The sequence below is a fragment of the Puniceibacterium sediminis genome (assembly GCF_900188035.1).
GTDB classification, from domain to species: domain Bacteria; phylum Pseudomonadota; class Alphaproteobacteria; order Rhodobacterales; family Rhodobacteraceae; genus Puniceibacterium; species Puniceibacterium sediminis.
Genome location: NZ_FZNN01000009.1, coordinates 79,722 through 99,210, shown reverse-complemented (window position 1 = coordinate 99,210; position 19,489 = coordinate 79,722). Strand labels below are relative to the sequence as shown.

Here is a 19,489-nt window from a genome sequence, read left to right as displayed (position 1 = left end):
GAAGGAAATGCCATGAGTAGTGACCCCGATACCATGACGCTGCCCGATCTCATGCCGATGATCGCAGGCCAATCCGAACCCGGCCAGGGTCCGGCCTTCGAGGTGCTGGACAAATATCATCTGACCCCCGTCTCGACCGGGCAAGAGGCCGGCCCGGCACAGCTGGAACGGATGATCGACAGGGCCGATGCCGCCTTTCAGGCTGGTGCGCCCGGACCGCACGAACGGGGCGAAATCCTTGATCGCGCGGCACGGCTGATCGCCGAACGTGCCGCAGAAGTGGCACATGTGATCATGGCTGAATCCGGCTTTACCGCCGCCGACGCGCGCGGCGAGGTCAACCGCTGTCTGCAGACGCTGCGCTTGTCGGCCGAAGAGGCCCGCGGACTGCGCGGTGAAATCGTGCCGATCAGCGGCGCCCCCGGCCAGTCGCGGCGTATGGCCTTTACCCTGCGCGTGCCTTTGGGTGTGGTTCTGGCCGTGACACCGTTCAATTCGCCCCTCAACACCGTCACACACAAGATCGCCCCGGCCTTTGCCGCCGGAAACGCGGTGATCGTGAAACCGGCAAGTGCCACGCCGCTGACCACGCTCAAGCTGGCCGAACTGCTGACCGAGGCGGGAATGCCGCCGGGGTTCCTGTCCGTCCTGCTGGGCGGCAGCGCGATCACACAGGCGGCCATCGCCGATCCGCGCATCCGTTTCATCGCCTTTACCGGCTCGACCGGGGTGGGCCGCGCGATCCAATCCGCCGCCGGTTTGCGGCGCACGCAGATGGAACTGGGCTCTATCGCCTTTACCGTGCTTTGCGATGACGGCGATCTTGACCGAGCGCTGCCCCGTATCGTCGGCGCGTCCTACCGCAAAGCGGGGCAGGTCTGCACATCGGTCCAATGCGCGCTGGTGCACCGGTCGCGGCTGGCTGAAACACAGGCGCGGCTTGTCAAAGAGGTTCGCGCGGTCCGTTTCGGCGACCCCGCGCAGGACGGCGTTCTGACCGGTCCGCTGATCAGTGAAGAGTCGGCCCGCCGGGTCGAGACCTGGATCGACGAGGCTATGGACGCCGGTGCCACACGGCTTGTCGGCGGGGCGCGCAACGGCGCGGTGGTGCCACCCACACTGCTGAGCGATGTTACCCCCGACATGCGCGTCGTGAGGGAAGAGGTCTTTGGCCCGGTGCTCTGCCTCATCCCCTTCGACACCATCGACGAGGCGATCGGCATGATCAATGCCACGCCCTATGGTCTGGCGACGGGCGTCTTCACCAACCGGCTCGATCAGGCGTTCGACTTTGCCCGCAGGCTTGATGTGGGCGGGGTGCATATCAACGAAACATCCAGTTCGCGCGTCGATCTCATGCCTTATGGCGGCACCAAGGACAGCGGTTTTGGCCGCGAGGGTCCGAAATACGCGGTCGAAGAGATGACCGAACAGCGCATCATCACCATCACCACATGACCCGGCCCAACCGGCCGCAGGAAAGGACATTACATGACACGCAAGACAGCCATCGTATTCGGGGGATCGCGCGGCATCGGCGCGGCCATCGTTCAGGCGCTGACCCGCGACGGGTTCGACGTCGCGCTGACCTACACCAGCAAGGCGCCCGCAGCGCCCACTGCCCCCAACGGCGCAACCATCACCCTGCACAAGGCCGATATCCGCAACGCGGACGATGTCGCGGCGGTGTTTGCCGCGGTCGGCCGCGCCCCCGATTGCGTTGTCGCCAATGCCGGGATCAACGTCCCCCCCGGCCCCATCGCGCAGTTTCCCGACGACAGTTTCCGCGATCTGGTCGAGGTCAACATCGTTGGTGCCTTTCACGTGTTGCGCGCAGCTGCGGCGAACGTGGCGGATGGCGGGACGATCATCGGTCTGACAACCTCGCTCGTGCGGGTCGCGGTGCCGGGTGTCGGCCCCTATTCCGCAACCAAGGCGGCGGTGGAATGCCTGCTGCGGTCGATGTCCAAGGAACTCGCCGGACGTGGCGTGCGGGTAAACGGCGTGGCCCCCGGCCCGGTCGACACCGATCTGTTCCGCTCGGGCAAGGACGAAGCCGCGCTCCAGCGCTCGGCCTCCCTCAGCCCGTTCAACCGCGTGGGAAAACCCGAGGAAGTCGCCGAGGTTGTCAGCTTTCTGGCCTCGGATCGCGCGTCCTGGGTGCATGGGCAGATCGTCCAGCCGAACGGCGGGCTGGTGTAATCCGGCCTGGCCGCTGTCACGATGCCAGTGTCAGGACAGCGGCCAGCCAAAGCGCACCAAGAACATAGAACCACCCGTTCCAGCGCCACGCGATTTCAAAGGATGAGGCGCGCGACATCTGCGACATGAACAGCGTTGTTCCGGACAGCGGCGAAACCGAAGTGCCCATGCCCCAGAGCGCCATCATCACCGCCCCAAGCAGCGGCAGCGGGACATTCAGACGGGTCGGGTCAACGGCCGAGGTAAAGACCACCAGCAGCACGATGGGATGAATGCCAAGCGCGCAGATCGTAAGGTACCCCCAGATCATCAGGGTGGCATCGACGAAAAACACACCGCTCAGCCCCGGCAGGCTGTTGGCAAAGCCACCCCCGGCAGGCAGCGCCGCCGAAATCGCCGCGCCAAAGATATTGGCGCTGACGAACAGCGTGGTTTCCGTGCGCATGCTGGCATAGCCGCCCACGACTCCGGTCGCGATCCTGCGCATCCGTCCGCCGCCCGTGCCGCGATAGATCAACAATAACCACCCCAACGCATAGGTCGGCGCGGACAGCGCAATCGCCGTGGTCAGCCCAAGGTGCAATCCTTCGACCAGCCCCAGCGTCATTGTGAAAAGCACAGCGATGGCAACGATCAGCCGCCCCACGGGGCGCAAAAGGCCCAGAGGCGCGGTGTCGCGGGGCGGCTCGATCACGCCGCGTCGCCGCACAAAACGGTCATAGGCCAGCGCATAGATCAGGAATCCGACGGCAATCATCAACCCGTAGGGCACGACCTGCGACCAGCGCAGCACCGGCAGCGACGAAAGCACTGCCGCCGTGCCGACATAGAAGGGCGACCAGCAGGTCGCGGCGGCAAACCCCCACATGATCCCGCAGCGCAGGCGCATGTCTTCGCGGGGTTCATAGCGCGCGCCGTCCAACATTGGCACCAGCAACCCGATTCCGGCCAGATTGAAGGCAGCCCCCATACCATGCGCTGACAGGGTAAAGGCCGCAAAGCGCCGTCCCGATCCCATCCGCCCCAGCGCATCCCGCAACGCGATGACCGACGGGCTTTCCAATGCCGCCGCCCGCAACCAGCCGATGGCGGCAAACACCAACAGAAACGGCAGCGTCCGGACGACGCCATTGAACAGCACCTCTGGCACGCTGCCCCAGACCAGCGCCACGACGATGGCAATGCCCACAAGCACGGTCGCGGCAATCTGCTGGGCGCGGCGGATGCGTGCGAACTCCAGCACCACAAAGACGCTCAGCGCCAGCGCCGCCATAACGGTCAGCGGCACCCAGCCCGACAAGGCACCCAAAGTTGCCAGCACCGCCGCCACGGTGAAAAGCAGCGCGGACAGACCGATGGCAGGCGGTCGCGTGCTGTCGGCAGTGGCAGGTGTCACGTTCACAGGCTGGCGGCGCTTTCTTTCAGGGTCGGATCTTTGGCGGTGACCCGTCTCTGGCGCCAGTCAAACGCGACCCAGACGACATAGACCAGCAGCGCCGCCGCCTTGATGCCCGGAGCAATGGGCCAAAGCAATAGCGCGCCGAACCCCGCCGCTGCAAACCGTCCGATCACGCCCAGACGTGTTTCCAACATGCCCGACATTGCCGCGCTTAACGCGTGCAGTCCGAACATCGCCGGAACAAAGACCATCAGCATCTGTGCCCAGTCACCGCTGAGCAACGGGGTAAAGGCAAACAGCAGCGGGATGATGTACAGCGCCTTGCACAGCCGGAACGCGGCGAACCCCGTGGCCATCGGCGGGCTTTTGGCAATGGCGGCGGCGACAAAGGCCGGCAGGCAGACCGGCGGCGTCACGTTGCTGTCCTGCGAAACCCAGAAGATGATCATATGCGCCGCAAGAAGCGACGCCGTCATCACCTCGGTGCTCAGGATCTCGGGGCGCAGGGCCGCGCGCAGCTCCACCGGCATTTCGGCCAGCAGGCGGTAGGCTTCGACCTCGCTCAGGCCCGCGGCCAGACGCTCGGCAATACCGGGATCGACAAGGCTCAGCATCATCGTCACCGTTTCCGGGACTTGTCCCGAGGTCAGCGCCGTGACCATGTTCGACGTGGTGATAAGATCGGCCAGCGACGGTGCCGAAATCGTTGCCAGCACGATATAGGCCGCCGTCACCGGCAGCCCCATACCCAGCAACAGCGACACCAGCGTCACAAGCAGCAACATCACGATCAGACTGCCGCCGGACCACTGGATGATCATCAGCGAAAAGGTCGGACCAAAGCCGGTGGTGCCCAGCACACCGACCAGCAACCCGATGCTGATCAGCAGGATCGCCGTGGGCGTCGCGTTTTTCACCCCGTCGATCACGGCTTCGGCAATCGCAGCCGGGCCCATTTTGTTCGGCGTCAGCCAGGAAAAGACCACGGTGGCCAGGATCGCCCCCGCCGCCGCATAGGTCGCGGTATATCCCACAACCAGCAGGGCGATCAGGATGATCAACGGCGCCAACGTCAGCCCGCCTTCGCGCAGCACCTGCCCGATGGAACGTGCTTCTTCATCCACGAACGGGGTCTGGCCGTCCTTCAGCGCCTGCATCCGGATCAGGTAGATCACGGACAGGAAATAAAGCAGCGCAGGCAGCACCGCCATCGCCGTGATGGTCAGATAGGAAATCTGCGTATAGCTCGCCATCACAAAGGCCCCTGCCCCCATGATCGGCGGCAGCAATGGCCCGCCTGTCGAGGCCGCCGTTTCAACCGCCGCCGCAAAGGTCGCCTTGTAGCCAGAGCGTTTCATCAGCGGGATGGTCACAACACCGGTCGTCACGATATTGGCGACGGCAGACCCCGAGATCGAGCCCATCATCGCCGATCCCAGAACAGCGACAATCCCCGCACCGCCGATGGTCCGGCGCGCAAGGGCGCGGGACAGATCGATGATAAAGTCCGACGCCCCGGATTTCACCAGAAAGCTGCCGAACAGCACGAACATGAACACATAGGTCATTGATATCTGTGCAATATCGCCGAACAGACCCAGATTGACGAAATAGGCCCGGGCGATCAGCTCTTCGACCGAGATGCCAGGAAAGCGGAACACGCCGGATATATGCTGCCCCCAGAAGGCCGCATAGCTGAGCGCGAACAGGATCAGGATGGGAATGAATATGCCCATGGTCCGGCGCAGGAATTCCAGCGCCAGAAGGATTGATGCCAGCGCAACGGCCATATCGAGGCCCGACATATGCCCGCCCCGCGCCCAATAGGCATCTTCCGAGAACAGGAAATAGACCCCGCAGAACAGCGCAATCAGACCCAGCGCCGCGTCGATTGCCAGAGCCATGGCGCCACGGCTCCGGCCCTTGCGTGCAGGATAGATCAGCGCGCACATCAGCCCGAAAGAGCCGAAATGCAGCGCGGCAAAGCTCAGCTCGGATATCAGGCCGATCGAGTTGTAATAAAGATGTACGGCCGCTGTGACGATCGCGACCGCCCCGATGGCATAGGCGAGCGGGCGGGAAAAGGCGGCAGCGCCGCCTTGCCCGTCCGCGCCCGGCGACAGGTCGGTTGTCATGCTCTGTACCGGGCTCCGCTCAGGAAGGTTTCAGATGATCAGGCACGGTCATGCCGATCTCTTCGTAGTAGCGTATGGCGCCGGGATGCAGTGGCACCGTGACCCCCTTGATCGCGTTCTCGGGCGTCAGATCGTTTAGCGACCCGTGCACGCTGCGCAGAAACGGCAGGTTTTCATACATCGTCTTGACCACCTCATAGACCACATCTTCGGGTGTGTCGGCGGTGGCGACCAGCAGGTTGGGCTGCGCGACGGTTTCGACCGGGTTGTCCTGACCGGGATAGGTTCCCGCGGGGATGGTAAAGGGCCCCCAGACGGTGCCGTCGGTCACCGTGGCGACCTGTTCGGGCGTAAAACCAAGCAGTTGCACCTTGTCGCCCAGACTCGACAGCGCCAGCGTCACTGACGAATTGGGAACCCCCGAAGTCAGGTTGATGCCGTCGAGGTTGCCGTTGATCAGCGCCTCGGCGCGCTGGCGGAACCCCATATAGCTTTCGTCAAAGAAACCCTCGCCCTTGTCGGCGCCCAGCTTCTGGATGAACATGCGGTATTCCAGCAGCCCGCCGGAATTCTTGGCCCCAAGGACAACCTTGTCGCCCTCCATCGCCAGAATATCCGAAATCGTCCCGGTGGGCGCGTTTTCCTTGAAGGTGATGAACTGGTTGGTGTTGAACATCAGCGCGGTCACGGCGCGCAGGTTCGTCTTGGCCTTGCCTTCGAAATCGTTTGTTCCGTGATAGCCGAAATCGGTCATCAGCGACTGAATGATCCCGAAATCCGCACGCCCGTCGGACAGGATGTTGACGTTGTCGAAAGACCCCTGCGATGTCAGCGCCGACAGGTTGATCTTGTCCTCTGGCCGGGTGCCAAGCTTGAGCTTGACCAGCGTCGCGATCCCCACGCCGACCGGATAGAACGATCCGCCTGTCCCTGCGGTCGCGATCAGGAAATCGCGGGTATCCTGCGCCTGTGCACTGGTTGCCATGACAATCGCCACTGTGGCGGCCATGATCTTTTTGCTGAGTTTCATTGTCGTCTCCTCCCTTGTTTTTAATTTGTCGTCTTGCGGCTCTCCCCCTTAGCCGCCAGTGACCTCTGCCCAATCGGGCAGCGGTCGTTCCTCATAGCCCTTGTTCCAGGGCGCGCAGTTGGCCGCCGTCACGATGTCGACCGGCAGAGTGATGTCCCGCGGGACGGGCTGGCCTTCGAGCAGGCGGATGGTGGCCATTGTCGCGGCGCAGGCGATTTTCATCGCATCAAAGGCCGCCGTGGCCAGCAGGTCACCGGACAAGAGCGCCGCGATGGCCTGCGGCATGGCGTTGACGCTGACCACGGGCATCCTGCGTCCCGCCGCGTGCAATGCGTCGATAACGCCAAGGGCCATGAAATCATTTGCGACCAGTACGCCCTGCAGGTCATCTGTCCCCGACAGGATATCGGCCATCGCCTGCGCCGCCGGGTCGCGCTGGTAAAACCCTGTGGCCTGCGCGGCCAGCGTGATCCCGGGCGCGGCTGCGATGGCCGCCAGAAATCCGTCAGTGCGCGGCGCGCTGGTTTCGGACGCCGGGTTGCCCTCGATGATGGCCAGACGCCCGGTGCCGCCGATGTGGTCGATCAAATGCCCGGCGATTGTTTCCGCCAGCGCGCGGTTGTCCGAGGTCACGAAACAGTCGGGGGCAAGGGCAGCGGACCGGCTGACAAAGGACACCACCGGCAGGCCCGCCGCGCGCGCCTGCGCCAGAATTGGATCAAGTGCGGCCGGGTCCGCCGGGGCGATCATCACCGCATCGGGCCCCTGATCCAACGCCGCCTGCAAAAGCGCGGATTGCTCCTGCGGATCGTCGGGGGTTTCGGGGTAGACTGATGAGATGCGATAGCCTGCTGCCTCGGCAATCCGCCGCGCGCCGATCCGGGCACCTTCATAGGCCGGGTTCGTGCCGTTCTTGGTTATGCAAATGATATGTTTGGCCACAGATTGCTCTTTCGCTGTCGGTGTGTGGCAACGCGCGTCCACAGTGCCGTTGCCGACAACCTAGGCTGAAACCCAAAGGCTATGGAAAAACGAAAAACCAATGGGGCCATAAGCCAATGTGATGGTGACACCGCTGGGCGCGATTTGCACCGATTTGGCAATATGCCCGTAAATTCTGACATATCCCGCCAAGCGCACCATATGGCAGGTCAAAAACATCAATATGCATACGGTATAGCGGCATGGCCGCTCCCGAGCCTGAACACGTGAGCCGACATTCCCAGAAGCATGTCTCGCAAAGGTCCTGCGACGTCCAGCGGCATGGGAAAGCGTGAACCGATCGGCAGACAGGCAGGCAGCTCACACCACCAAAGTAACCAAGCCCGACAAACGCATTCGCGGCCCCGTCTTCAACAAAAACATCCGCCCTCTGGGAAAGAGAGCGGATGTTCCGGGACGTAGACGCGTTTCCCCGCCTGATTTCAAGGCCACCACTGGCCAGCAGAGTGCCCGTCTTTGTCGGGATCAGCCGTAAACCAGCCTTGGCAGCCAGGTGATGATCTGCGGGAAGAAGATGCAGAGCAGCAGTCCGACAACCTGCAAGAACAGGAAAGGCAGAGCGGATTTGAAGATATCCGACATCGGGATTTCAGCCGGGGCGACCCCGCGCAGATAGAACAGCGCATAGCCGAAGGGTGGCGAAAGAAAGCTCATCTGCATGTTCACAAGATAGAGCACGCCAAACCACAGAACCAGATCATCCGCCGTCTCAAGCCCGAAAGCCTCGGCGCCCAGGGATTTGATGATCGGAACGAAGATCGGCACGCAAAGCAGCAGGATGCCGACCCAGTCAAGGAACATGCCCAGGATCACCAGAACGATCATCATGATGATGAGGATACCCCAGGGCCCAAAGCCGGTGGATTCCAGCGCGCCCTGAACGAACTGCTGACCACCTTCCAGCACGTAGAGACCGACAAAGATTGTCGCGCCGAACATGATCCAGATCACCATGGCCGAGGCCTTGAGCGTGGTCACGGTTGCTTCGCGCACCGTATGCCAGTCGAGCTTGCGATGGATGGCGGCGACGATAAAGGCGCCAAAGGTGCCGATGCCTGCCGCCTCGACCGGGGTGGCCACGCCGGAAAAGATCACGCCCAGAACGATGGCGATCAGCGCGGTCGGAGCGGCCATATTCCCCATCAAAGCGATCTTTTCGCGGGTCGAGATGCGTTCTTCGATCGGGATCGGCGGGCCAAGGTCGGGGTTGATGTAGCTGCGGATCACCACATAGGCGATATACATGCCCGAAAGCATGAGGCCGGGGATGACCGCGCCGATGAACAATTCGCCCACCGACTGTTCCGCGACCACGGCATAGATGATGGCAAGGATCGAGGGTGGGATCAGAATGCCAAGCGTGCCGCCCGCCATGATCGAACCCATCGCAATCTTGGGATCGTAGCCACGCTTGAGCATGGCCGGAAGCGCGATGATGCCCATCGTCACAACGGCCGCACCGATGACGCCGACCATGGCGGCCAGCACCGTAGAGGCAATGATCGTCGCCGCTGCAAGACCGCCTTTGACGCCGCCGAGCAGTTTGTAGATGACGTCGAACATCTCGTTTATGATGCCGGCCCTTTCAAGCATCGAGGCCATGAATATGAACAACGGGATGGCAGAGAGCTGGTAGTTGGTCATCAACGGGAAAATGCGGCTTGGCACGATGTTGAGCGCGCGTTCATCGCCCAGAACAAACAGAAAGACGCAGGCAAGACCGCCGGTGACAAAGGCCAGCGGCAGGCCTGCCATGAGCAGGACCAGCAGCGAGCCGAACATGATGAGCGTGAGAAGCCCGATTCCGATTTCAATTCCCATGGATCAGGCCCCCCGCACCACGGCGCGCACGTCTTGCGCCAGTTTCGATATGCCTTGCAGCACCAGGAGCAGTCCACCGATGACCATCACCCATTTCATTGGCCACAGGGGCACCTCCCATTCGTTAAAGCTTATCTCGCCCCAGCGGATATTGGGGTCGGTCCATTGCGCCATGTTCCAGTTCGACACCATTTCGCCAAAGCTGACGTTGCCGCGCGCCCATTCCGAGGCGAGACCATTGCCGGTCGCGACGGCGTTGGCGTCGATGGCAAAGATCGCGCTGGTGCCCAGAAGCGTCCCGGCGAAAATGAAGAAAAAGACGGAGGTGGCCAGATCGACCCAGGCCTTTTTGGTGCGGGTCATCGGCGCATAGAAGATATCCACGCGCACATGGCTTTCCGTCAGCATCGCATAGGACCCGGCGATCAGGTATTGCATGCCGAACATCAGGTACATCGATTCATGCGCCCAATTGGTCGGAGAGTTGAAGACGTACCGGGTGATCACCTCGAAATAGTAGACGAAGACGGCGATCACGGCCCAGTAGCTGACGAATTCGCCGGCAAACAGCGACAGCCGGTCAATGCCGCCGGTCCAGCCCGAAGAGACCCATTCGTGATCTTCCTTGCGCTCTGATTCTTCGAGCTTTTTCAAGGCGATCTCGGCTTCGGACATCTCTTCGTGGGGCGGCAGATTGGCGTTTGCGCGCCTGATCAGGCCAGGCAGCAACACCACATCAACAGCCATCGCGGCGAGCAAGATCCAAAAGGCGTATTTGGCAACATTGCTCCAATAGGCCAGATCGCTTTGTGCGGTCGCGGCCAGTGGGCGGCCGGTTTCAAGCTCGGCCTGCGCCTCTGCGATGCGCTCGTTGCCTTCGCTCACCCGCTGCTGGGCGCGTTCGACATTGCGTTCAACCCGGCGCAGGGCAAACGAGCCCTCCTCTTCCGTCAGGCGGGCGGCCTCAAGCTCGGCAATCATCTTGGGCAGGTCGGCCTCGGCTCCGGCAACGCGTTCCTGTTCGCGGTCAAGAATGCGTTCGGCGACCCGCACCACGTTGTCGGCATCAGAGGCCGCAGAACGCGCGGTCTGACCGTTCGAGTTGGCAAAGAGGATGGCCAGAAAGACGGGGATGAACAACAGCCCCAGCAGGTTCTTCACGTAAAACCTGTGCAGACCCAGCATACCGCCGGTCAGCAGAATGAAATAGCCAAGGCCAAGGCCATAGGTGCGCCGCTGCGCGCGCGGTCTGCGCGACAAGGTCATGGCGATCAGCGGAAAGGCGATCAGCCCCAGCCAATACGCCCAATGCGGCAGCGAAATATCGAGACTGGGCATGTCACCCCCCCGCTCTCATGTGTTGATGATTGTTTGCAAGTGAGAGGCCCGCGCGTTCAGCGCGGGCCTTTGGGACCGGTTGCCCGGCGCGTGTGATCAAAGATCGAGTGTCAGACCTTCGATCTGCTCGGGCGTAACGTAACCAAGCGAGCCGGACATCATATAGTCGAGCTGGATCTTGAAGACCCGCGCCGCATCCTTGTCGCGGTTGGCATAGTCGAACCAGATCGGCACGGCCACTTCGGTCATCAGTTCCACATCGTCCTGCGTCAGGCGCGTGACTTCGGTGCCATCTGCCTCGAACTTGGCCCAGGCTTCCTGATCGGCCTTCTGGATTTCGGCATGGTGGTGCGCCGAATACCACTGGGTTTCCATTTCCACGAACTGCTTCATCTGCGGCGACAAAGCATCCCAGGACGGCTGGCCCACTGTGATGTCCATGATGTCGACCGGCTGGTACAGCGACATGAATCCCGGAGGCCCCATCGAGATGTACTTGGTCACCTGGCTGAAGCCGAGCGAGTAGTTCACCGCCGGACCCACATAGTCTGCCGCGTCGATGGTGCCTTTTTCCAGCGCCGGGAAGATTTCCGAACCGGGCAGAACAGTTGTTTCCGCGCCAATTTCGCTGAACACTTCGGCAACCATGCCTCCTGGCATACGCATCTTGAGACCGCGGAAATCGTCGATCGAGCGGATCGGCACCTTGGAGTGGATGATGTTCGGGCCGTGGTGGACCGGGCCGACAAAGACCATGCCCTGCGCCGCATATAGCTCGCGCGCGATGTCCAGCCCGCCGAGACCGAAGTAGAACACGTCGAATTCATGCGGGTTGCGCAGGCCAAGCGGGTAGGACGTCAGGAACGTCGCTGCCGGGATGATGCCCTGGGCGTAAATGGTGAATGGGTTCACCGCGTCCAGCACGCCGTTCTTCACAGCATCGTACAGCTGAAAATCACCCACGACGTCATTCGCGCCAAATGGGGTAAAGCTAAGTTCGCCGTCGGTCTTTTCGGTGATCGTGGCGCACCAGTTTTTGAATGTCTGAAGACCGATACCGCCGGTGTGCGATGTCTGGATCTTCCAGTTGGTGCCATGCGACGCGGCCGACGCAACATGAGGTGCGGCCAGGCCTGCCGCGCCAAGACCGGCAATGCCGGCAAGCGCTTTGCGACGCGAAACGTTCTGATTGGTCATCTTTTCCTCCCTTTAGACTGTCGCCTTAGCGGCGACTTCCCATCCTCTCCCGTGGATGGTTAACGAGAATTATCGCCTTCGGGGGGATTGGTAAAGGTTTCTCTCCAATTTACGCATGAGATAGATGCAGATTCTGAATTTCCCCTTGTAGTGTTGATCCTGCAGCCCCATCCCGCAACACCTCCAGGTGCCCTGCGCGGCGGCCTGACGCGAAAGCCTGGGCCTGATCCGGCCCCGGCGGGATATTCTCATTGTTTTCGCGGGTTACGCGCACGGCCACAATCCGCCCTCGGCGCCACAGCCAGCCCCCTTGGCACCACCGTCATTGTCGGGACCTACGGCAGTGACGTCATGGGCAACACCAGCGGATCGGACAATCCGCCTGATACCACAACCGGCAACCACATCGCCAAGGCTCACGGCAAGCAACCGGGACGGGGTGACAACTTCAGCTGCACCGTCGCCCCCGCGCGGTCCGACGCTGGATTGAGCCGGGTCGAAGAACCCGCTCTGCACCCGGCCTGCGCCGACTGGGTGCAAGATACCCCTGTCGTCAGGGGGCCTTCCGCAAGATCACTTCTTGTCGCGCGCGGACTTTTCTTCTTTGGTAAGCTTGTTGTTCCAGGCATTGTTGCTCAGTCCCAACTCGCTTGGAAGAGGCTTGGTTTTGCCGTGCCTGACCTCGCCTCCCTTCTTCAGGAATTCCTGAATAAGGGCATCATCGGTGGTTTCTTTGGGGACATGTTTCATAAAGGTATTCCTATCCGCTTGGCCGCATTATTGTCACGCACCATCTGAGGAACGCGCTGTCCGGTCGCGGACCATGGCGCAGAACCCAGCGGATTGTGCGCCATGTAGCAATGCCAGTGACCTGCCCTGCCGAAACGTCCCTCACTGTGATTCAGCGTGATCATCAGATGGTCCCTTTCCGGCAACGTCAGGTTTCAGAACCCTGCTCTATCGTGTCAGATATAGCGCGGTCGGCGCGACGCCCGAAAACAATGTGTAATTCGTCGCGGCCGTGTACCCATTGGCATAAATCTTGGATTCCATCCTTGCCCTCAGAGAGGGGCTCAAAACCTCTCCCGGGGCATAGGTCACTGTCACGACCCCCTCACCGTTATGTTCAACGGTCTCCCGAACGGGTTCCGTTATTGTCTTGCTGCTCGTCCAGGTTATCCCATTTTCGCCTCTGGAACGGGCAAGGTATACTCCGGCGTGCAGCGAAACAGACGAATAACTGCTAAGAATCGAGGGGCGGAAATTTACATGCATGTGCAGCGCCGCATCCCGGGGAATCTCGGAATTGCGATGAGAGCTTGTGCGCCCGGCGCGGATATCCTCGGCGTCGCCGAACCTTCCGTGAAGCGTGATTTTCCCGCCATCCACCAAAGTGATATTGCTCGCCCGACGCACGATCCAGCTGGCGTCGGAGCCACCGTAGGCGGCGCCTTCCTGCCCGATGCGACTAGGATTGAACCACACATTTCCCTCGGCAAAGGCCGCGACCGCCGGCTGGCTCCGCGTGCCATAGTTATTCATACCATCCCTCTCACCGAAAACGGCCCAGGCTTCGTACATCATGGCATACGATCCCCCGGCCCGCGCGATTGCCGTGAAGGTCCCAAAAGGCAGGATATCCTCCTGTGGCGTGTCAGCAGTGGCAAGCTCCCCGTTCCGGGTATCGAAATTAAGCAGCTGAAAGTCGCCACTATGCCAGGGCAAGGGTTCGGTGACCTGTAGCACCTGGTCAGGCTCGGCCTGCAAAACCACATCGTAAATCCGCCAGCTTGGTGCGAAATGCACCCTGTCATAAGGCTTGTTTGCAGCCGGACGGGTCCACCAATCGATATCCCGGCTCGATAGAATATCCCGCGGCACTTCGCTGGCCGCAGGTTCACCAGATACTTCCAGAGTACCCTGAAACGCCGATCCCGCCGAAATGACACGTCCCCGCAAACCACCGTGACTTTCAAGATTCAGCGCCAGAAAGAAATCCAGCTCGGCAAAGACCTGTCTCGCGTCATCATGCAGAAAGTTGCGGTTCGTGCTGCTCGGATCGCTGTACGCAAGAACCAGCCGCTCGACCATATCGCGGTAATGGAGCAGCATCACTGTGCGCTGCGCGTTGGATCGCGTTTCAAAGTTCGCAAGGCTCACCGGCAAGCTGACACATCCGGCACCGCCTTCGCTACAGACCGCCTCCAGCACTGACGCGGCCCAAGCATACATCATCTCGCCACGACCATACTGCACCAGAATGTTGCGCATGACGCCCTGATAGAATTGATGCGGCAGTTCCAGATCGTTGGACGTCGCACTGTCCATCCCGACCAGAAGCAGATTCATCTGCTGCTGTAGCAGCGAATCCTTCGTAAGAAGCGTCGGCTCGGACACCGCACCAGACAAAGCGCGAAGCTTGTCCGCGATCTTGTAGCTATTGACGATTCTGGTTGCCAAATCGATCATCTCATCTGGCGTTACCTGTTCCGTACCATTCATCACCGGCAGAAATGCAGCCCAGGCGTCGTTGATCCCGCTTGTCGCAAGTTCCGCCACGGTTTCAATCGGCACCACCTGAACCTCAGCTTCAATCCGGTCGAGCGCTGTCAGGATCTCGGCCTGCCCCTGACCAAGCTGAGTTACCTGGCTCTCGATCCGGGTCACGACCTCCTTGATTTCGGCCAGACCGTTGCGCAGCTCGTTCTTGAATTCATCTTCGGCCCGGCCTGCACCGGCACGCGCAATCGAGCAGCCCAAAGATGACATGGCATCCAGTTTCACCGGATTGTCAGGCGTGTTGCATCCCGCATCATAGATTTCGCCCAGACCAAACGCGACGGCCTGCTCAACACCTTTCTTTGCGACCTCAACATAAAAATTCGTCACCGGGTCTGATTTGGCAAAGCCCTCAGACGCGCACAGGCTGAACGCCAGTACGGACACCGCCCCAAGGGTGAGTGATCTTTTCATGAAATATCTCCTTCAAATACGTCTCAGGAAAAGCCCCGGCAAACAAACCTACAGGAACTTCAAGGAAAATTCGGGGAACCCTGCACTGAATAATCGCAAAGACTACACACGATCGAAAAGAAAATTGCCACAAAAAGATGCCGCATCCGCCAGACGTTGGTGCAAACGCCGCTGTCACGGGATCCATACAGCGAGGCCAGAAAACACCTCACCTCCATTCGAAACGCCTGAACCGGCTTTCAGTAAACCCAATCTGGGCACCCGGGAGTCACCTAATCCTTGAACTCAGCCTGCCCCTGACGCCGACGATCCACCTTCAGTCGCAGAACATCGGGTCGCGCATAATGGCCCGCCTGATCAAGGTTCTGTCGTTCGCCCCGCACAATCGCCGCATCGATTTCGGCCACGATCAAAGCCTCTTTGTCCAGCACGGGTTCAATCAGAAAGCTCCCGTCAGGCGCAACAATCGTAGAGCCACCGTTCGATATGACGTCCGCCCCATCGGACAGGATAAGATCAAGATCAGGGGTTTCGGGCGGGAAATCCTGCGCCCGCATCAACCCCGAACAAGCGATGACGTAGCTGCGGCTTTCCTTGGCTATAAAGGCCGGCAGATCCTGCGTGTTGTGTAAACCACCCGGCCAGACAGAGACATGCAGGCTCTCGCCCTGCACATAAAGAGCGGCACGCGCCATGGGCAGCCAGTTTTCATAACAGTTCAGCCCACCAACCCGGAACGGCCCAAGATCGTGCACGATCAGGCCGTGCCCGTCACCCTGCGCCCAAGCCAGACGTTCCTCGTATGTCGGATGCAGTTTGCGGTGAACCGAGCGGATCGTGCCCGTCGCATCAATATAGACAAGGCTGCAATACAGGCTGTGACCGCCACGGTCCGGCGCACGCTCCATCACGCCAAGGTAAACAGCGATCTGATGCTGGCGGGCAAGTGCGCTCACCCCATCCAGATCGCCGCGTTCGATCACCACGCCCTGATCAAGATACCGCGCATAGTGGCGCTTTTGGCGATCATCATTGAAACGCGCGCCGTCCGTCCGTTCGATCCAGAACGGATACCCGGGCACCAGCGCCTCGCCAAAGGTCACCAATTGGCAGCCCTCCGCGGCGGCCTGCTCGATCGCGGCCTCGACCTTTGACAGGGTCGCCGCGCGATTCAGCCAGACCGGGGCAAGCTGGGCAAGCCCTACAACCAACCGGTCCGCCTCGGCTGTGTCTCTCCCATGTGAAATATGCAGCGTCTGCATGATCAATCCTTAGCTTGCAAAGATAGAAGCACGGTCAGCGAATGACTTGAATTCCAGACCATTCCCCGACGGATCACGCACGAACATCGTTCCCTGTTCACCGGGTTGCCCGACCAGACGCCGCTTGGGCCGCAAGATCCAATCGGTGTCCGCATCTGCGGCCAGCCGCTCTGCCAGTGCATCAAAACTCGCCGGATCAAGGATGACGCCGAAATGCGGGATTGGAACGCTGTCGCCATCGACGGCGCCAGTCGACACCGCAGTGCCGGTACTGTCAGTGCGCAGATGTGCCGACATCTGATGGCCGAAAAGGCTGAAATCGAACCAATGGCCGACACTTTCACGCCCCGGCTCACAGCCCAGCTTTTCGACATAAAAATGGCGGGTTGCGTCCAGGTCGGTCACGGGAAAAGCCAGGTGAAACGGATGCATATAAGAAACCTCTTGGGGCTTGGGTGTTTGATTGTTACGCTCCATTTCACGCATGCAAAACGAAATCCAGCGCATCCATACATGAGTCAAACGCATGAAAAACGCCAACCGCGATCTCGCGATCTTTGCCGCTCTGCCCGTGCTCGAAGCAGCTGTGCGCCACAACAGCTTTACCCGCGCGGCCCGGGAATTCGGTCTGACGCAAAGCGCGTTGTCGCGGCGCATACAGGGGCTTGAACGGGATCTGGGGCTGGTTCTGTTCGCGCGGCGCGGGCGTTCCATCACAATCACCCACGAAGGCGCTAAGCTCGCAAAAGCCGCGCGCGCCTCGCTCGATCTGATCGAATCCGCGCGCCATGATCTGGGGAATGAGGCGACCGGCACCGTTCGGGTCGGCATCCTGCCCTCGCTGGGCGGTTTCTGGCTCGCTCCCCGCCTGCCGGACTTCTGCGCAAAGTTTCCGAATGTGTCCTTGCGTGTCGTCAACATCGACGCCGAATTTCAGGACGGACACAAGGATCCGATCACATGGGACCCGTCTTCGCTCGATATTGTGGTCACCCGTGGGCACGGCGGCTGGCAGTCATTGACTGCCAAAAGGCTGACCCAAGAATACATGATCGCCGTCAAACGGCCCGACACGCCCACGAACACAAAGCTTGGCCATTCGACCCGGTCCGGCGCGTGGAAAGCCTATATTGATGCATCCCCTCAAGAACTGCAATTCGCGCCACCGGCCGTCGTCTTCGAACATTTCTACATGATAATTGAGGCCGCACGCGCAGGTGCAGGCGTCGCACTTGTGCCGAATATTCTTGTGTCCCAGGATTTATCAAGCGGCCGACTAGAGGCATGCGGACCAGCACAAAGCACCGGCGCCAGCTATTACGCCGTCTTTTCTGATCGTAGTGCACACAGACCATCAAGTGCCGCGTTTATTGAATGGCTTCAGAAGGATGCACTTGAATTGTGATATCCGGACTGACCTTTGAACTACCTTCTGCCACTGACAGGAACTGCTTTGGGCGAAGGCGCTCGCTCGGGAAGGGGCGCACGACAGAAAGGCCCCGAACCGGCAAAGACAGCACGAGGGGTAGAGGGCACCACACCACTCAGACCAAAGCGCCAAACGGCCCTAGTCCCGTGTGTAATCAATACCGAATAGGTTAAATGGTGCACCCGAGAGGATTCGAACCTCTGACCCCTTGATTCGTAGTCAAGTACTCTATCCAGCTGAGCTACGGGTGCGTTGGAGCGGGATTTAGACGCTGCGCAAAACCTTTGCAAGGGCAAAACCGAAGGAATTTGCGGCTTTACCCTACATCCCCCATCGGCAGGCGGATCACGAAGCAGGATCCCGTTCCGTCCGTCTCGCGCAGGGTCAGGGTCCCGCCGTGGCCGCGCACCAGCTCTTGCACGATGGCCAGCCCCAGACCCGATCCCCCCTTGCGTACACCGCCCTGAAACGGCTGGAACAGGTGTTCGCGCGCCTTTGGGGGCAGGCCCGGGCCGGTGTCCAGCACCTCGATGATCCAGGCGCCGGGTTCCGTGCGCGCGGACACGCAGATTTCGCCCGGCTTGCCGGAACCGCTGATCGCCTGACGGGCATTGCGCACCAGATTGGAAATCGCACGGTAGATCTGTTCGGGATCGCCCCGCATCTTCAGGTTGGCCGGGACATCCTCGAACAGGCTCACATCCTCGTCGCCGATGGCCAGCCGCTCGGCCTCCATGACCTCGCTGACCACCGGGGCCAGCGAAAACAACGTCATCACCGGGGTGGGCTCTGCGGCGCGGCCAAAGGCCAGCGTGGTTTCACAAAGCGACACCGCCCGGGCGATGGAATTGACCAGCTTGGGCGCCATACGCATGACGGCGGGGTCCTCGGACATCTCGATCCGGTCGGTGAACAACTGGGCCGAGGTCAGGATATTGCGCAGATCGTGGCTCACCCGGGCCACGGCGCCCCCCAGCTGGGCCAGCCGCTCCTTCTGCCGCAGCGCCTGTGTCAGCTGTGTCTCCAGAGATTTCAGCGCCTCTTCGGCCTCGCGCAGCTCGCGGATACCGGCGGTGGGCATGATGATGCGGCGCGCATCCTCGGGGGCTTCGGCATAGCGTTGCATTTGCCCGACGACCGCCTTGATCGGCCGGACAAGCAGGCGGCGCACGGCCAAAAACAGCATGAACGCAGTGATCACCGAAATCACCGCCGACAGCAGCAGGATACGCAACCCATAGTCGATCATCGCCATGCGCAGGTCGCCGGTGTCCATGGTGATCTCGATCAGCAGCCCGGCATCGCGCAGCGGGTTGCCGATCACCCGAATCAACTGCGGCTCGGGGGTCAGAAGGGTGTTCAGCGCATCCCGGATCAGGGCAACCGCCGTGGCGTTGCGCAGATCAAAGGTCTGGCTTATCTCCCCCGGCATCGGCGAGGACAGAACCAGCTGGCGTGCCTCATCCCGCCGCAGGACGATGTTGAAGACGCCGGCGTTCAGCAACAGCTCTTCTTCAAGATCCCGGTCAATCACCTCGTCCGCCAGCAGCGCCAGCGATGCGATCTGCGACCGCTCCAGCCGTGCCAGCAGGTAATCCTCGCGATATCGCGCGACGGATGGCACAAAGATCAGGATCTCGGCCAGCATCACGAAAATCGTTGTCAGTATGAGGAACCGGCCGGAAAGCGTATTGAGCATGA

At 61.0% G+C, this 19,489-nt stretch carries 15 protein-coding genes and 1 tRNA gene; 4 read left to right on the top strand and 12 right to left on the bottom strand.

What is annotated here, in order from left to right:
* Window positions 1-12: 12 nt before the first annotated feature.
* Window positions 13-1,458, top strand: a complete 1,446-nt coding sequence (locus CHB75_RS11490; RefSeq protein WP_217898782.1) for an aldehyde dehydrogenase family protein — start codon at window positions 13-15, stop codon at window positions 1,456-1,458.
* A gap of 33 nt (window positions 1,459-1,491) precedes the next feature.
* Complete coding sequence (locus CHB75_RS11485) at window positions 1,492-2,202, top strand: SDR family oxidoreductase (protein ID WP_089270691.1); 711 nt, start codon at window positions 1,492-1,494, stop codon at window positions 2,200-2,202.
* A gap of 16 nt (window positions 2,203-2,218) precedes the next feature.
* Here the strand turns inward: CHB75_RS11485 and CHB75_RS11480 are convergent, their stop codons facing one another.
* From CHB75_RS11480 to dctP, 7 genes are all read right to left on the bottom strand, one after another.
* Window positions 2,219-3,604 (bottom strand): hypothetical protein, encoded by a 1,386-nt coding sequence (locus CHB75_RS11480; RefSeq protein WP_089270690.1) that lies wholly within the window; start codon window positions 3,602-3,604, stop codon window positions 2,219-2,221.
* Window positions 3,601-5,736, bottom strand: a complete 2,136-nt coding sequence (locus tag CHB75_RS11475) for a TRAP transporter permease (protein ID WP_089270689.1) — start codon at window positions 5,734-5,736, stop codon at window positions 3,601-3,603. The genes CHB75_RS11480 and CHB75_RS11475 overlap by 4 nt, the downstream gene beginning before the upstream one ends.
* Before the next feature lie 19 nt (window positions 5,737-5,755).
* Window positions 5,756-6,766 (bottom strand): TAXI family TRAP transporter solute-binding subunit, encoded by a 1,011-nt coding sequence (locus tag CHB75_RS11470; RefSeq protein ID WP_089270688.1) that lies wholly within the window; start codon window positions 6,764-6,766, stop codon window positions 5,756-5,758.
* 48 nt (window positions 6,767-6,814) lie between these two features.
* Window positions 6,815-7,708, bottom strand: a complete 894-nt coding sequence (locus CHB75_RS11465; RefSeq protein WP_176439120.1) for a sugar ABC transporter substrate-binding protein — start codon at window positions 7,706-7,708, stop codon at window positions 6,815-6,817.
* A 525-nt stretch (window positions 7,709-8,233) separates the two neighbouring features.
* Window positions 8,234-9,589, bottom strand: coding sequence for a TRAP transporter large permease (locus tag CHB75_RS11460; RefSeq protein WP_089270686.1), 1,356 nt, complete (start codon window positions 9,587-9,589; stop codon window positions 8,234-8,236).
* Window positions 9,590-9,592: 3 nt separating this feature from the next.
* Window positions 9,593-10,927, bottom strand: a complete 1,335-nt coding sequence (locus tag CHB75_RS11455; protein WP_089270685.1) for a TRAP transporter small permease subunit — start codon at window positions 10,925-10,927, stop codon at window positions 9,593-9,595.
* A 96-nt stretch (window positions 10,928-11,023) separates the two neighbouring features.
* Window positions 11,024-12,124: a TRAP transporter substrate-binding protein DctP gene (gene dctP, locus CHB75_RS11450; RefSeq protein WP_089270684.1), complete on the bottom strand. Its 1,101-nt coding sequence runs from the start codon at window positions 12,122-12,124 to the stop codon at window positions 11,024-11,026.
* A gap of 351 nt (window positions 12,125-12,475) precedes the next feature.
* Here dctP and CHB75_RS21660 point away from each other — a divergent pair, with 351 nt between their 5' ends.
* Window positions 12,476-12,922, top strand: coding sequence for a hypothetical protein (locus tag CHB75_RS21660; protein ID WP_176439119.1), 447 nt, complete (start codon window positions 12,476-12,478; stop codon window positions 12,920-12,922).
* A gap of 159 nt (window positions 12,923-13,081) precedes the next feature.
* Here the strand turns inward: CHB75_RS21660 and CHB75_RS11445 are convergent, their stop codons facing one another.
* From CHB75_RS11445 to CHB75_RS11435, 3 genes are all read right to left on the bottom strand, one after another.
* Window positions 13,082-15,097 (bottom strand): hypothetical protein, encoded by a 2,016-nt coding sequence (locus CHB75_RS11445; RefSeq protein WP_089270683.1) that lies wholly within the window; start codon window positions 15,095-15,097, stop codon window positions 13,082-13,084.
* 272 nt (window positions 15,098-15,369) lie between these two features.
* The gene (locus CHB75_RS11440; RefSeq protein WP_089270682.1) at window positions 15,370-16,359 is read right to left on the bottom strand and encodes a carbon-nitrogen hydrolase family protein; all 990 of its coding nucleotides are present in this window, start codon (window positions 16,357-16,359) and stop codon (window positions 15,370-15,372) included.
* A 9-nt stretch (window positions 16,360-16,368) separates the two neighbouring features.
* Window positions 16,369-16,791, bottom strand: a complete 423-nt coding sequence (locus CHB75_RS11435; RefSeq protein WP_089270681.1) for a VOC family protein — start codon at window positions 16,789-16,791, stop codon at window positions 16,369-16,371.
* A 94-nt stretch (window positions 16,792-16,885) separates the two neighbouring features.
* Here CHB75_RS11435 and CHB75_RS11430 point away from each other — a divergent pair, with 94 nt between their 5' ends.
* Window positions 16,886-17,764 (top strand): LysR family transcriptional regulator, encoded by an 879-nt coding sequence (locus tag CHB75_RS11430; RefSeq protein ID WP_089270680.1) that lies wholly within the window; start codon window positions 16,886-16,888, stop codon window positions 17,762-17,764.
* A gap of 198 nt (window positions 17,765-17,962) precedes the next feature.
* Here CHB75_RS11430 and CHB75_RS11425 read toward each other — a convergent pair.
* Together CHB75_RS11425 and CHB75_RS11420 are read right to left on the bottom strand one after the other, a co-directional pair.
* A tRNA-Arg gene (locus CHB75_RS11425) sits at window positions 17,963-18,039 on the bottom strand.
* Window positions 18,040-18,104: 65 nt separating this feature from the next.
* Window positions 18,105-19,487 (bottom strand): sensor histidine kinase, encoded by a 1,383-nt coding sequence (locus CHB75_RS11420; protein WP_089270679.1) that lies wholly within the window; start codon window positions 19,485-19,487, stop codon window positions 18,105-18,107.
* Between the last annotated feature and the right edge of the window lie 2 nt (window positions 19,488-19,489).